Origin of the sequence: Mesorhizobium sp. M2A.F.Ca.ET.043.02.1.1 (assembly GCF_003952405.1) — a bacterium.
Classification (GTDB): Bacteria; Pseudomonadota; Alphaproteobacteria; order Rhizobiales; family Rhizobiaceae; genus Mesorhizobium.
This window is the reverse complement of sequence record NZ_CP034445.1, coordinates 4,319,318-4,333,139: the sequence shown is the minus strand read 5'-3', so window position 1 is coordinate 4,333,139 and position 13,822 is coordinate 4,319,318. Positions and strand designations below refer to the sequence as shown.

At 60.4% G+C, this 13,822-nt stretch carries 11 protein-coding genes; 9 read left to right on the top strand and 2 right to left on the bottom strand.

Annotated features, from left to right (window positions below; genetic code table 11):
* Positions 1 to 5 precede the first annotated feature (5 nt).
* Positions 6 to 812, bottom strand: coding sequence for a glycosyltransferase family 2 protein (locus EJ068_RS20625; RefSeq protein ID WP_127251842.1), 807 nt, complete (start codon positions 810 to 812; stop codon positions 6 to 8).
* A 659-nt stretch (positions 813 to 1,471) separates the two neighbouring features.
* Complete coding sequence (locus tag EJ068_RS20620; protein WP_127251841.1) at positions 1,472 to 3,055, bottom strand: hypothetical protein; 1,584 nt, start codon at positions 3,053 to 3,055, stop codon at positions 1,472 to 1,474.
* 169 nt (positions 3,056 to 3,224) lie between these two features.
* Here EJ068_RS20620 and EJ068_RS20615 point away from each other — a divergent pair, with 169 nt between their 5' ends.
* The 9 genes from EJ068_RS20615 to EJ068_RS20575 all read left to right on the top strand — a co-directional run bounded on the left by EJ068_RS20615 (position 3,225) and on the right by EJ068_RS20575 (position 13,646).
* On the top strand, positions 3,225 to 4,466 hold the full coding sequence (locus tag EJ068_RS20615) for a glycoside hydrolase family 2 TIM barrel-domain containing protein (RefSeq protein WP_189512546.1): 1,242 nt from the start codon (positions 3,225 to 3,227) through the stop codon (positions 4,464 to 4,466).
* Positions 4,467 to 4,680: 214 nt separating this feature from the next.
* Positions 4,681 to 5,820: a glycosyltransferase gene (locus tag EJ068_RS20610; RefSeq protein ID WP_127251839.1), complete on the top strand. Its 1,140-nt coding sequence runs from the start codon at positions 4,681 to 4,683 to the stop codon at positions 5,818 to 5,820.
* Entirely contained in the window at positions 5,821 to 7,440 is a 1,620-nt protein-coding gene (locus EJ068_RS20605; protein WP_127251838.1) for a GMC family oxidoreductase, read from the top strand. It abuts the gene before it with no gap.
* 7 nt (positions 7,441 to 7,447) lie between these two features.
* A complete protein-coding gene (locus tag EJ068_RS20600) occupies positions 7,448 to 8,347 on the top strand; it encodes an NAD(P)-dependent oxidoreductase (protein WP_127251837.1) in 900 nt (299 codons plus the stop codon).
* Positions 8,348 to 8,692: 345 nt separating this feature from the next.
* The gene (locus EJ068_RS20595) at positions 8,693 to 9,670 is read left to right on the top strand and encodes an NAD-dependent epimerase/dehydratase family protein (protein WP_210212014.1); all 978 of its coding nucleotides are present in this window, start codon (positions 8,693 to 8,695) and stop codon (positions 9,668 to 9,670) included.
* The gene (locus EJ068_RS20590) at positions 9,667 to 11,592 is read left to right on the top strand and encodes an HAD-IIIA family hydrolase (RefSeq protein WP_127251836.1); all 1,926 of its coding nucleotides are present in this window, start codon (positions 9,667 to 9,669) and stop codon (positions 11,590 to 11,592) included. The genes EJ068_RS20595 and EJ068_RS20590 overlap by 4 nt, the downstream gene beginning before the upstream one ends.
* A complete protein-coding gene (locus tag EJ068_RS20585) occupies positions 11,589 to 12,590 on the top strand; it encodes a GHMP kinase (protein ID WP_127251835.1) in 1,002 nt (333 codons plus the stop codon). The genes EJ068_RS20590 and EJ068_RS20585 overlap by 4 nt, the downstream gene beginning before the upstream one ends.
* Positions 12,587 to 13,294 carry an SIS domain-containing protein gene (locus tag EJ068_RS20580; protein ID WP_127385972.1) on the top strand — a complete coding sequence of 236 codons (708 nt, stop codon included), beginning with the start codon at positions 12,587 to 12,589 and terminating at the stop codon, positions 13,292 to 13,294. The genes EJ068_RS20585 and EJ068_RS20580 overlap by 4 nt, the downstream gene beginning before the upstream one ends.
* Positions 13,254 to 13,646: a hypothetical protein gene (locus EJ068_RS20575; RefSeq protein WP_127251833.1), complete on the top strand. Its 393-nt coding sequence runs from the start codon at positions 13,254 to 13,256 to the stop codon at positions 13,644 to 13,646. The genes EJ068_RS20580 and EJ068_RS20575 overlap by 41 nt, the downstream gene beginning before the upstream one ends.
* Positions 13,647 to 13,822: the final 176 nt, after the last annotated feature.

Sequence of the window (13,822 nt, the reverse complement as noted above, 5' to 3'; positions counted from 1 at the left end):
CAGGCCTACCCGCCGTCATCACAGGCTGTCGCGCCCCGCCCGTGTTGTTGGTACACCCACTCACGCAAGATGGTCTTGAGGACGCGCCAACCGTCCGGGATGGCACGCAGATGGCTCACACCACTGATGCGCGAAGCTTCGAAACTCGGCACCTCGACGATATTGAGGTGGTTCTTCAAGGCCCGCACGTTGATGAGGGTCTCGATTTCGAACCCATCGCAGTCGCAATTGAGCGTGCTGACATGCCTGGTCCAGAAGGCAATGTATCCGTAACATAGGTCGGAGAACCAACCGCCATAGAGGAGTCGCACGAATAGGGTCAGCCCTCTGTTGCCGACCATCCGGAAAAGCGACATGTCGTCGGTGCCGGCGCCCTGGATAAAGCGTGAACCTTTGACGAGATCCGCGCCGGCCATCAGCGCGCTGACAAAGACGATCGCCTCCTCAGGGACCATGGAGCCATCAGCGTCCAGCATGACGATGATGTCGCCAGTGGCAGCCCGGAATCCCGCTTGCAGTGCGGCACCCTTGCCCCGGCGGGGCTCCATGACAACCTTTACGTCCCCGCGGAGGCGGCGCGCGACCGCGACCGTGTCATCGGTCGAACGGCCATCCACGATGATGATTTCGTGCGCCCAGCTGGGGATGCGCGGCAGAAGCCAAGGGAGGTTCTCGGCTTCGTTGAGCGTCGGCACGATGAAGCTGACTCGGGGTAGGGCCAACGATTGCCGCAGCCCGAACTTGATTGGGTCAGGCGGCGACACGGCACTGACAGGGGCGAGAACACTAGCACTGGAGAGACCGGCATTCATGGTAGCGCTGCACGATCGAGCGATGGGACCCAAGGGGCGGGCTGGAAACGCACCAAGACTGCCGATAGGTGTCCGGCGCGATGATGGGAGGAATGATAGGTCCCAGAAAGGACCTGCCCCAGAATGGCGGCCATATCCCCGGGTTCAGCTATGTTAATCATATGGAGACTCCCGGACGTGACGAAAGATGAGATGAAACTAGACTGAGAGACTGAAATAATTGACCTTCCTTGACCTGAGTTGAGCAAGGATTGCTGATGCGACGCCGCAATGGAAGCTTCAATAGATGGTTAGAAGGCACCATAGGTGATTAGCTCTTTGTGGTTATCCCTTCGGATTAGCTCGCGCCAACGGCCATGACAGACGCACGGCAGTGGACGATCACCTTCAGCGGCTGCGGCGGCGGCGCTGCCGCCGGTAGACCTGAGGAGACGCCAGCAGTGCGATGCGTTCCTCGCCCGCGAGGACAATCATCGAGCTGCGGCCGGGATCCAGATCCCGCGGACGACAGGCTCTCGTAGCAAGCAGGGTAGAAGGCAGCGAACATTGCCGGCGCGATGAACCTCGCGCGAAGCGTCGACATTGCCACTGGCCAGAAGCCGCGGGGCCCCGCATGTGGGCTCGCTTTCTTCATTCGGCCGTGATTTCCGAGCTACCCCTTAATCTTGCGCGCCAGAAGGGTCGAGGGCACGACCGCCTGGCCACGCTAACTGTTCCGGACGAGAAAAGGGCCGCCCATACGACGCTGAGGGCGGCACATCGGGCGCAAACAGCCGATACGAAGTCGTGACCTGGCGCAAGCCACGGACATGACCGAATAGGTCGATCACCTCCAGACCAGACCGGCGGTTATAGGTGTGACACCCGAACGCTCCGGAGGAAATGCCACCAACCGGGGTCTGGGCAAACTCCGACTCGTCGAGCGCATCGATCCGGCAAAACGTCACCGCGCCACCATAGCTGCGAGCGCAGTTCTGGACTGGGCGTAGCATGCGTCCGCCGTGCCGGATAACGGCGCCTGCGGGGCGGCTGAGTGCGGCATCGAGCAGGACGGGGTTTGCGGTATGGGGCGTCCAAGGTTCCGTCAGGCTCGCGGCATGGTAGAGGCTGAGAACATCCCAGGACGTAGACCTCCACAACCTTGGGCTGACGAAGAACCAAAAGCCGCCCTCATGGCGCAGCGGCGTGGTGTCGTAGCCCTCAACGCCTTCCAGGAGGCAGGCCTCCCGCTTCCACCGATACGGGAATTCGACCGCCCTGTAGAGACTGACATTCCTTGCCGCGCCCGATTCGGGGATCATCCAGACCTGCCCGTCCTGCTCGAACACGAACGGGTACGAGAGGTGGTGCGGCTCCTCCAAGACGATCTGAGGTGCGCCGGCGGCCCCGCTCTTGTCCGCTGTCACGACCGCGATGCACCCCCGGTTCTTTGAGTAAAGGTACTGTTCGACGAAAATAAAGTCCTGCCCCTGATGACTGAACGGGAACGGGTCGGCAAGGAAGCTGCCGGTGTCCCCAGTAACCACGCTGAAAGCTGCTTGACCTTTATCGAGCAGGCTCGCCACCTGGTCGAAGCGCCAGCCAATCCCCCAAGACTTGCCGCCTCTCGACAATCTGTCCAAGAACTCGATTGCCTTCGATACCGCCGTGCCAGTCTCCCATGCAATGGCCGAAAGCGCGCCAAGGGGGGGCGCCGCCGTCGGTGGACCGGGGACCCCGCACGGCACTGAACTGGTTTTCTCGCACAAGGCTTTTAGGATCAGCGCCACAGCGCAGGAGAGAACGCTGTCGAGGCCCGCCGCGAACACTTTACGGTCCACACTGGCCGGACGTGCCATCCAAGGCTGCGACGGGCGCGCCGTGTCGTGCAGGTCGACGAGAAGGTCCTGATCATTCGCCAATGCCGTCATAACTCCAATCTCGCCCGGTAGCCCGTTGAAGAGCGGAGTGAGCACGCGCCGTCCCGACGGGAGCGGCTCCTCGCCGCTCAAGTTGATCACCACATCCACCTGGTCGGCCGGGGGTGGCGGCAAGGATCGCAGCTCCGCCTCGACGGAGTCCGTGACAGCTTTGGCGCGGTAGCCATAGAGTAGTCGTTCGAGTTCGAGCAGCAACCGAAAGACTAACGGCAGCGGGCGGCAACCGGCCGCGATGGCGCAGGAGACATCGTTGCCGGGCACTTCAGCAAGCGCCTCTGCCAGCCACAGATGCCAGCGAAGCAGCCGCGACGGATCGAGACTCAAGCAAATGCGCATTGCTGTTCTCACGGCGGAATTCAAGAAGAAGGACAGCTTTGACGAGCAGCCCCAGGCAAGCGACACTATGCCCTATTGATGCGGGGCTGTGTGAGGCCAGAGGAGGTAATCCTTAGGGGCCGTTGCAGTCGGCGCCCGCCGAGAGCCACATGCAGGGATGATGGCTGGCTGGCAACGGGCGAAATACTGGCTGCGCAATGTCGGATTGTGCGCACTCGCGTTCGCGTCCGTGCTGGCAATCGCCGGCACACTGAACGATCCGTCGGCAACGTCCTTCATCAAGACTTCCGGAACGAACTTCACGTTGGACGGCAAGCCATTCTTCGTGACCGGCGTAAACAACCACTATCTGACCTTCGGTTCGCACAATGAGGTCACCCGCGTTCTCGACGACGCGGTGGCGATGGGCGCCAATGTGGCCCGCGTCTTCCTTCAACCGGTGATCGGGTCGCTCGACGGAAGTGTCCCCACGATCTGGAATTGGCGGCTTGAAGGCGAAACCAGCAATCTCGCAGTCAATGGTACGTACCTGCTCTACTGGGATCCGAGTCAAAACAGCATGGCAATCAATGACGGCGCCAACGGCATGCAGAAGGTTGATTTCCTCATCGCCGAAGCCGGCAAGCGACACCTCAGGCTCATTATCGCCTTCCTGGATTTCTGGGCCTTCACGGGCGGCGCCCAGCAGATGCGGGCCTGGTATGGGAGCGACGACGAGGCGACGTTTTTCTTCACTGACCCACGCACGAAGCAGGACTACCGGACTTGGGTCCGCCACGTCGTGGAGCGCGTCAACCCGCTCACCCGACTTGCCTACCGGGACGACCCGACCATTATGGCCTGGGAACTGATCAACGAAGGCAATGCAAAGCCAGAGGCCTTGCGGTTGAGCTGGACTGCCGAAATGTCGGCCTATGTGAAGTCCCTCGATTCCCATCACCTTGTCACCTCAGGGAATGCCAACATCTTCGACCCGAAGGTAGCCGATTTGACCATTCCGACTCTCGATTTCGGGACCTGGCACGGCTACCCGGTCTACTACAACCTCACGATCGAGCAATTCAACGACATGATCCCCGAGTTCTGCCACCTCGCGGCCCGCGCCAATAAGCCGGTGCTCATGGAGGAATTCGGCCATGCACGCTCCAATAAGAACGCGGCTGACGCTTACGCCATGTGGCTCGATACGGTGACGCGCGATCGCAATTGCGCCGGCTGGATGGTGTGGCGGTTGGTGTCGCTGCAGGACAGCGGACACTATCCTGTCGACGAACACGACCAGTTCGATATCCACCATGACGGTGGTGCGCTCTGGAACATCCTCAAAGCCGCCACGGCTCGAGCGACGCAGACACGCGATACCAGCTCGGCCTCAGAAGCAACTCACCAACTGCCATGACCGAAGCTTGCGTTGTGATCTGCGCCTCCACACTCGATCGCCGGGGTGCGCCGCCAGGCCCCGCCGCGCCCGCGAGCCCCGGTGATCTTCCGTGGTGAGAACTCGGGCAGGCCGAATCCGGTGCGTAGAAGCCCGGCGTTTCAAACCAGGACCATCGCACCCCTACCAAAGAGTTTGGACAGACACTGGCAGCTCAAGTCGGGAGAATTCCTAGATGCGTATTCTGAAGCTTGCGCAATCCTATGGCCGGGAGGGTCACGTCGGGAACCCAAGTATCGGTGTCGCCCGCGGCGCTGATGACGTTGCCACAACCCGACAGCCGCGGTCGAGGACCGGGCAGTCCGAGGATGGCGTCAGCAGCGAACGCCGCCCCCCTACGATCTCAGTAATTATCTGCGCCTACACTGCGGACAGATGGGCACTCCTGCTGAAGTCGGTGGCCTCGGCTCAGGAGCAGACATTGCAGCCCTGCGAGATCATCGTATGCGTCGACCAGCCCCTGTTCCACCGTAGTGCCGCCCAATGGGCTGACTTCGCCGCATCCACCCCCCCGATACGGGTGATCCAGAACAAATGGGATGGGCATCTCGGATCGGCCCGAAACACGGCAGCCGAGACGGCTGCCGGAGAGATCCTGGCATTCCTGGATGACGATGCTGCGGCCGACAAGGACTGGCTCGAGGTTCTCACCGCACCCTACCAGGACGAGCGCATCGGCGCCGTCGGCGGGCGTCCGATTCCGGTGTTCGAGATTGGCCGCCCGGCCTGGTTCCCTCTACAGTTCGACTGGGTGTTCGGATGTACTTACGATGGCCTTCCGACCAGCCGAGCTCCTTTGGCTCACCTCATCGGAGCCAACATGTCGGTGCGGCGCACCCTCCTCGAGCAGGTGGGGGGATTCCATTCCGACCATCACGACGACATGGACATGTGCCACCGCGTGGCGCACATCAAGGGCAGCGAAGCGGTCATCTATGAACCGGCGGCGACCGTCCGCCACTTTGTGCCTGCCTCACGGCCCACCTGGAAGTACTTTTGGCGCCGCTGCTTCTTCGTCAACAAGGGGAAAGTCGAGGCCTTTGCTCAGATGGGCGACGCCGCCACACTGGGTGCCGAGACGCGCTTCGTCTGGCACGCGCTGACCAGGGGCGTACCGCGCGAGATTTTGCAGGCGGCCAAGGGCGACGCCCACGGGCTGGCGCGGTGCGCGGCAATAATCGTTGGCGTGGGCCTTGCCGCGGCAGGCCATGTCACCGGCCGGATCGCGCTGCTGGGCCGCCGGCGCCAGCTGCGCCTACAGGCAAACAAGCAGATCCTGGACGCAGCCGCGCAAGGCGTTAGGCGTGGGAAGTAGATGCCGTCTTCGCTAATCATCGGGTCGGGTCCGGCTGCAGCCGCCGCCGTGTTGGCGCTGTCCGAAAAACCGGACGAGAAGATAACCGTGTTCGACCCGGGCACCGTGCTGAACGCGGAGACCCAGGAGGTCATAGCCAGGCTGTCTAGGCTGCGTGTCGACGACTGGGATGAAGAGGATGTCCGCCGGATCAGCCAGCAGCCCAAGCGGGTCCAGTCCGACTCGCTGCCTGAAAAGAGAAGCTACGGATCCGATTTCCCGTTTGCCAACAAGGGCCAGCTCGACGGCGTCCATTCCGTGAGCAGAGTGAACCCGGCGGTCATATCGAGCGCCTACGGGGGGTTCAGCAATGTCTGGGGGGCCCAGATCATGCCCTTCAGCGCCGCCACGTTCAAGGCATGGCCGTTCGGCTTCTCGGATATGGAAGAGCACTATCGGACTATCCTGGGTCACATACCTTTCGCGGGAGAGTCCGACGATCTCGAGGAGTGGTTTCCCCTCATCGGATCCCCGGACGCGCTTCCGCCGCTGGCGCCGCGGACACAAATGGTCCTGGCCAACTACGACCGGCACCGCGAGCGAGTGCGCTCCACCGGAATAACGATAGGCCGCGCCCGGCTCGCCTTCGCTGCCCCTCAATGCCAGCCCTGCAGCCTGTGCATGACCGGGTGCCCACGGTCGCTGATCTTCTCGGCCTCGCACAGCTTCGATCGCTTCCGGCGCAACGGGAGGATCGACTACCGCAGCGGGTTGCTCGCGGTGCGAGTCGAACAGGAGGGCGACACGGCCGTCGTGCACGCACGGGAGCTGTCGAGCGGCCGGATCCAGCGATTCACGGCCGACCGGGTTTTCGTGGGCTGCGGAGCAATCGGGACCACAAGGCTGATGTTGGGCTCGCTCGGATCGAACCAGCCGGTGCATCTTTCGGAATCTGCTCAGTTCGTTCTTCCAATGATTTCCATGAAGCCAACCCCCGACCCACGTGCAAGGCGCGAGTTCACACTCAACCAGTTCACCATGGTCATCGCCCGGGACGACGAAGGCTTGGATGTTTCACAGATTCACTTCTATCCGTTCAATCAGGCATATTACGATGCGCTTCCCGGTTTCCTCAAACACCGCGCCGCCGCCTTCGCGACCGATCGGCTGCTCAGCCGGTTGACGGTAGGCCTGGGCTACTTGCCGTCCTGGGCGTCACCCAAGATCCGAGTGAGCGCCCAGCTGTCCGCAGCAGCTCCTGACGAGCTCCCCCAGATCACTCTCACTTCGGAGGGCTTCAGCGAGGCCAAGGTCAGGGGCAAATGCGTGCCTCCAATGCTGCCTGACGTGATAAGCCGGATCCGCAGGGCGGCACCTTACCTTGACTTGTGGCCAGTCACGCCGCGGATGCTGTGGTCGGGCGGAGCCAAAAGCTACCACTTTGGCGGCAGCTTTCCTCACGCCAATGAGCCGGATTCCGGGAGTGCGACGACAGACCGCCTTGGGCGGCTGGCGCGCTGGGACCGGATCCATCTCATCGACGGGTCGGTTTTCCCAAATGTTCCGGCTACCACCTTTACGCTGACGGTGATGGCCAATTCGCATCGCATCGCCCGCGAAGCGATGCAGCTGACGGCTTGAGCGTTCGATGCGGGTCGGTATCACCGGAGCGAACGGATATGTCGGGACCATCCTGCGCGCCGCCTTCGCCGAACAAGGGCATAAGGTCATCGCCTTCGCCCGCCCGAACCGGGTGGCCTCCGAATCTGCCGCCAGCGTCGCCGAGTGGCGCCCATATGAGATCAAGCGCCCGCCGTCAGGGGCCGCATTCAGCGACCTGGATGTGCTCATCCACGGTGCATGGGACCTGACCCTCGTCAGCGCCGGCGATGTGTGGGGCACCAATGTGTCAGGCTCGCAGCACCTCCTCCGCAATGTCGCCGCCGCAGGGGTTCGCCGGGTTATTTTTATCTCCTCGATGTCCGCCTATAAGGGAACCCAACAGTTGTACGGTCAGGCGAAACTGGCCTGCGAGCGCACGGCGGGCAGTCTGGGAGCTGTCTCCACCCGGCTCGGCCTAGTGTACGGCCCCGGTTGGGGCGGGATGGCAGGCGCGCTCCGCAAGCTCACCACGCTGCCGGTTACACCTCTCATCGGGGCGCAATCCCATCAGTTCATGGTGCATGAGGCGGACATGGCAGCCGCTATGGTGCGTATTGCCGAGTCGGACATGCCCCTGCCGGAACCGGTAGGGCTGGCCAACCCCGAACCGGTGCCGTTCCGACGGCTCATGAACGAGATCGCCGCATCGCAAGGCAGAACACTGCGTGCCGTCGCCGTGCCCTGGCAGCTTGTCAGTGGCGCCCTCAAGGCAGCTGAGGCGGTGCATGTCCCCCTGCCCTTCCGATCCGACTCCATCCTCGGGCTCGTGCGCCCGGCGCGAGAGGTTCCCGGCGTAGAGCGGCTCAAGCAGCTCGGTATCGAGTTTCGGGGCTTCTCGGTGGATGGCGACCGCCCCTCATCCGGGACATTGCGTCGGTATTCTTAGTCGAAGGCCGGTTCGATCCGACAGAGACGCAAACGGCGAGATTGTGCGGCCGGCACGACCGCCAGAATCCGCAGCAGCGTCGCCCCACAGCGGGCGCGATGCGATTCAGTCCGGATCAGCAAAATGGGGCTACCCCCGAGGAATAATCGCGGATCGAAGAAAACCATGCAATGATTCACAGAGACGCAAGAGACGCATGACCTCAAAGACGGGCGCAGAGCTTAATGCCGAGCCCCGGTCGAACTCGCGGCTGTCCAGCGGTGAAGGCTCGCAAACGGAAGTCATTGCAGAATCCGGAAGACTTTGGCGCGAAAGCTTGCGCACAAAAGGCAAGGGGCAATCCGATTGGTTGAACCGCGCGCCATCTTCATATCGGGAGTGGCCGGCTTTGTAGGAAGCAGGCTTGCAAGGATTTTTATTGATCGTGGATATCCGGTCTTTGGCTTTGACAACCTGTCGCGAGGTTCTCGGGAAAACCTGAACGAGCTTCTTACGCATGAGAGGTTCATTTTTGAGAAAGTGGATCTCTCAGACGCGGCTGCGGTGAGAAGCCGCTTTATGAACTGTCACAGTCGCATTCCGATTTCCGAAGTCTGGCACATGGCTGCCAATTCGGACATTCCTGCAGGAATCTCAGATCCCTCTGTCGATCTGCGCGATACCTTTCTAACGACGTTCAACGTGTTGGACGCAATGAGGCAGGCGGGAGTTCCGTTCCTTGCTTTTGCATCCAGCTCAGCCGTGTACGGCGATTTGGGGGAGGCTCCGATCAGAGAGGATGTCGGGCCGCTGCTGCCGATTTCCAACTATGGCGCCATGAAGCTCGCATCGGAAGCGCTCATCAGCGCAGCCGTCGAGAACTGGTTGGAGCGAGCCTTGATCTTTCGCTTTCCGAACGTGGTCGGCGTTCCGGCAACACACGGCGTCATTGTGGATTTCGTCAGAAAGCTGAAGATCACACCAAACAAGCTGAACGTTTTGGGATCGGGCCGCCAACGGAAGGCCTATCTTCACGTCAATGATCTCATCGATGCAGTCGTCTACCTGCGTGCAAACGCATCCGAGCGGCTTGGCTGCTACAATATCGGCCCCGAGGACAAAGGGGTAACCGTCAGCTTCATAGCGGAAACCACTGTCGAGGCTGTCGCACCGGGCGCGGGTATCGAATACGGATTTGAAGATCGCGGTTGGACGGGCGATGTTCCCCGGTTTTCCTATGACGTGGCAAAGCTCCGTGCGCTCGGTTGGCGGCCCCAGCTTGGATCGGCCGAGGCTGTCCGAAAAGCCGTCGTGGAAATCGTGCGGCAGGAAGGACATCCATGATGCAGGCCGTTGTACTTGCCGGTGGTCTGGGGACACGGCTCAGGAGCCGGATCGGTGATCTGCCCAAGTCGCTGGCCAACATTGGTGGCAAGCCACTTCTCGAGCATCAGATCCTCCTCGCCAAGCAACACGGGATCGAGAGGATCTTGATCCTGGTGAACCACGCAGCCGAGCAAATCGTGGAATTCTGCAATCAGCGCGGGAATTGGGGGATCGAAGTTCGGTGCGTAGATGACGGCGCGCCTCGCGGGACTGCCGGGGCGGTTCTGTCCGTTTTGGATCTGCTCGACGAGGACTTCCTCACGATCTACGGCGACACGATGCTCGACGTCGATCTCACCCGCTTCAAGTGCTTCCATGAAAAACACGAGGCAGCAGCCGCAACTGTTTTCACCCATCCGAATGATCACCCGCATGATTCCGATCTGATCGAAACGTCGGAAGATGGCGTGGTTACCGCGTTCCATCCATATCCACACGATCCCGGTTGCTTTTATCCCAACAAAGTCAGCGCAGCTCTTTACTACATTCGAAGACAAGCATTGTTGCCGTGGCGCGCCGCGGCAACTCCGCTCGATTTTGGCAAGGATCTCTTTCCTGAAATGCTTCGGGCGGGCGCGGAGATCAGAAGCTATAGCAGCCCTGAGTACATAAAAGACGCGGGAACCCCGGCGAGACTTGACAAGGTCTGCGCCGACCTTGCCTCCGGCCGCATAGCCCGAGCTTCACTCGCTTCTCCGCAGAAAGCAGTATTTTTGGACAGGGACGGCTGCATCAATGTCGACGATGGGCACATCGATCGTCCCGAACGCTTCGAGCTGATCAAGGGGGCCGCGGCCGCGATCGCCTGTTTCAACCAGGCCGAATACCGCACAATCGTCGTCACAAACCAACCCGTTGTGGCGAGAGGAGATTGCTCTGTACGAGACTTGCGGAGGATCCATGACAAGATGGAGACCGAGCTTGGCCGCCGCGGGGCTTTTGTCGATGCCATTTATTACTGCCCGCATCATCCAGATCGCGGCTTTGCCGGTGAGGTGGAAGCACTAAAGGTCCACTGTGAATGCCGCAAGCCCGCCACCGGGTTGGTCGACCAGGCGGTCGAGGCGTTCAATATCGATCGCAGACAATCCTGGGTCATCGGCGATTCCTCTACCGACATCGCACTCGCAAAACGGTCCGGCATCAGATCGATCCTGGTCGAGACGGGCGCGGGCGGGCTGGACAGCAAATATCATGTCATGCCCGACTATACCGTCCCGGACTTGTTCGAGGCTGCCACGTTCATTCTCACCGTTCATCCGACCTTGGTGGACACGGCATCCGATCTGATCGCGCATGTGGAGCCGGGTGACGTGTGTTTCGTGGCAGGGCTCTCCCGAAGCGGAAAGAGCGTCCTTTCCAGCGCTATCGCCGAGGTACTTCGCGGCCGCGGCTTTGATGCGCAAGTCGTTGCCCTTGATCGCTGGATACGGTCCGCCGCCGATCGCGAAGCAACGGTGATGGGTCGCTACGACATGAACGAGATCAGGAAGGTTGTAAGCCGCCTGGTGGGCGTTCGTTCTCGCGAGACGCTCGATCTGCCCTATTACGAAAAGCTGAGCCGCGTATCGCATCCAAGATCGGAAAAGATAAGCATTTCTCCGGAAACCGTCCTGGTCGTGGAAGGAGCCGTCGCTCTTTCGCTGTCCGACTTGGTTCCGCCCGGTCGTGCACACACATTCTTCGTTGATATCGATGAGGAACTGAGGAGGCACCGAGTAACGCGGGAATACTCGCGTCGAGGCGTGGATCGTGAGGCTGCAGCGCGTATCTATAGTTCCCGTCAGGAGGACGAGACACCAATCGTTTTGGCATCGCGGGCGAGCGCCAACCAGTGTGTCCGATTGCGGGTGATCGAGCCGATTGAGGCGGTCGGATGATCATCAGTCAGACCCCGCTTCGAGTGAGCTTCGTGGGAGGTGGCAGCGATCTGCCTGCCTTCTATCGGGAGGAAGGCGGCGCCGTCCTAAGCGTTGCTATCGACAAGTACGTCTACGTGAATGTGAACCGCAAGTTCGATAACGGCACTCGAATCGCTTATTCAAAAACGGAAGAGGTCGATAGCGTTGAGGATATCCAGCATCCGATAGTCAAGGCCACGATGGGATACCTTGGGATATGCGGGGGCGTTGAGATAACGACCATTGCCGATATTCCGTCCAAGGGAACCGGACTTGGATCATCGAGCGCTTTTACGGTTGGCCTTCTGCACGCGCTGAACGCGTTTCGGGGGCAATATGTCTCCAAGGCAAAGCTCGGTGCCGATAGTTGTTGCATCGAGATCGAACTTTGTGGCGCGCCCATTGGAAGGCAGGATCAATACGCCGCCGCCTTCGGCGGATTGAATCTCATCGAGTTTCACTCCGATGACAGCGTCTCGGTGTCACCGCTCATATGCCCGCGTGATTTCATCGCCTCGATCGAGAAGCAAGTACTCATGTTCTACACCGGCATTACGCGCAGTGCTTCGGACATTCTCGTGCGACAGTCGGAGTGCATCGCAAGAGCTCCGGACAAGCGCAAAGCGCTCAGGCGGATGGTCGGGCTCACCTATCAGCTTCGTGATGAACTGCATCGATGCAACCTCGACGCCTTCGGCGAAATCCTCCACGAGAACTGGCTCTTAAAAAAGAGCCTCTCCGAGGAAATCACGAACGATGCAATCGATCACTGGTACCAGACCGCGATGCGGGCGGGTGCCACGGGCGGTAAGCTGCTGGGAGCAGGTGCAGGAGGTTTTCTCATGTTCTTCGCACCTCTCGATCGCCACGACGCAATCAAAGCGGCCCTCGGGGATCTAAAGCACTTCCCTGTCAAGTTCGACTTCGCCGGGAGCCGCATCGTTCACTATCAACCGACATCGGAGTCCACCCAATGAAGCATTTTGGCGGCAGTACTCAATCAACCGACATCGGAGCCCGCCCAATAAAAAATTTTGGCGGCAGTGCTCAAGCCTATCTCAAGAAACTCGAGATCGTCCTGGCTTCATTGGACCACGCAAGCATCGATAATGCAGTGGCCTTGGTCGCGCAGGCCCAGGAGGATGGCAAGCAGATAATCACGCTTGGAAATGGTGGCAGTTCGCTCACGGCACTGCATTTCATCACCGACTGGAACAAGAGCATCTATCTCTCCACGAAGCGCCCGTTTCGTGGTCGGACGCTGATCGACAATGTAGGCCTTACGTTTGCATACGCGAACGATGTTTCTTTCCAGGATGTGTTCGTGGAGCAGCTAAAGAACATTCTGAACGAAGGCGACTTGGTCGTCGCGATTTCGGGAAGCGGAAACTCGGAAAACGTTCTGCGTGCCGTTCGATACGCCAATGATCATGCCGCAGTTACGCTAGGGCTTTGCGGATATGGCGGAGGAACGCTCAGGCAGATCGCCCAACATGTGGTTTGGGTCAATGTGAATGACATGCAAATTGCGGAGGACATACATTCCATGTTCGGGCATGTCGTCATGCAGCGTCTTTGTCTTGCGGGTACACAAAAGTGGAGCGATCGGCGAGAGCGGCGCAGCGCTGCTGGCGGCTTCAATGCAAATCCAGCTGGCTCCGAGACGAGCTGGCAATCCTGATCGAGAACAAGCGATGCAGCATTATCGGCTCTACGTTCTGGACGACCGCGGCCAGTTCAAGGGCGGCATCAACCTTACCTGCGTAGACGACGTTGCGGCGAAAGAGCAGGCCAGGCTGTTAGCAGATGGCCACGAAGTGGAGCTTTGGCGACTCGTTGCGCGGTTCAAATCTGACAATCCGCGGAGCCGTCCCGCGGCGACGAAGCGCATGCGCGCCGTGGCGCCACGCTCCAGCCATTTCAACAAGGTACCCAAGCATTCGCACTCTCCCCTTGGATGCGGTTGCGCGTCTTGGCGCTGCTCAGATCTTGATAATATGATCCCGATTCAGGCACTTTGGCATTGCGATTGAACGGCTGCGCGGCGCTGTAGAGACCGTGCTCTATCACGATACCCCAGCGGATGACGCGGGCATTGCGGCTGCGTGGCTAGCGACGTGACGCAGTGACATTTATAGAGACTGGAACGTGGTCAACGCCTTAACGGCTGAGCTCGGCCAAGCACATCGGCGCGCAAATGGTGGTCGAA

What these genes read in the sequence shown, in the direction of transcription:
- EJ068_RS20615 (WP_189512546.1), top strand. Translation starts at nt 3,225, where the DNA reads ATGATGGCTGGCTGGCAACGGGCGAAATACTGGCTGCGCAATGTCGGA.
- EJ068_RS20580 (WP_127385972.1), top strand. Translation starts at nt 12,587, where the DNA reads ATGAAGCATTTTGGCGGCAGTACTCAATCAACCGACATCGGAGCCCGC.
- EJ068_RS20575 (WP_127251833.1), top strand. Translation starts at nt 13,254, where the DNA reads ATGCAAATCCAGCTGGCTCCGAGACGAGCTGGCAATCCTGATCGAGAA.
- EJ068_RS20605 (WP_127251838.1), top strand. Translation starts at nt 5,821, where the DNA reads ATGCCGTCTTCGCTAATCATCGGGTCGGGTCCGGCTGCAGCCGCCGCC.
- EJ068_RS20590 (WP_127251836.1), top strand. Translation starts at nt 9,667, where the DNA reads ATGATGCAGGCCGTTGTACTTGCCGGTGGTCTGGGGACACGGCTCAGG.
- EJ068_RS20585 (WP_127251835.1), top strand. Translation starts at nt 11,589, where the DNA reads ATGATCATCAGTCAGACCCCGCTTCGAGTGAGCTTCGTGGGAGGTGGC.
- EJ068_RS20600 (WP_127251837.1), top strand. Translation starts at nt 7,448, where the DNA reads ATGCGGGTCGGTATCACCGGAGCGAACGGATATGTCGGGACCATCCTG.
- EJ068_RS20625 (WP_127251842.1), bottom strand. Translation starts at nt 812, where the DNA reads ATGAATGCCGGTCTCTCCAGTGCTAGTGTTCTCGCCCCTGTCAGTGCC.
- EJ068_RS20610 (WP_127251839.1), top strand. Translation starts at nt 4,681, where the DNA reads ATGCGTATTCTGAAGCTTGCGCAATCCTATGGCCGGGAGGGTCACGTC.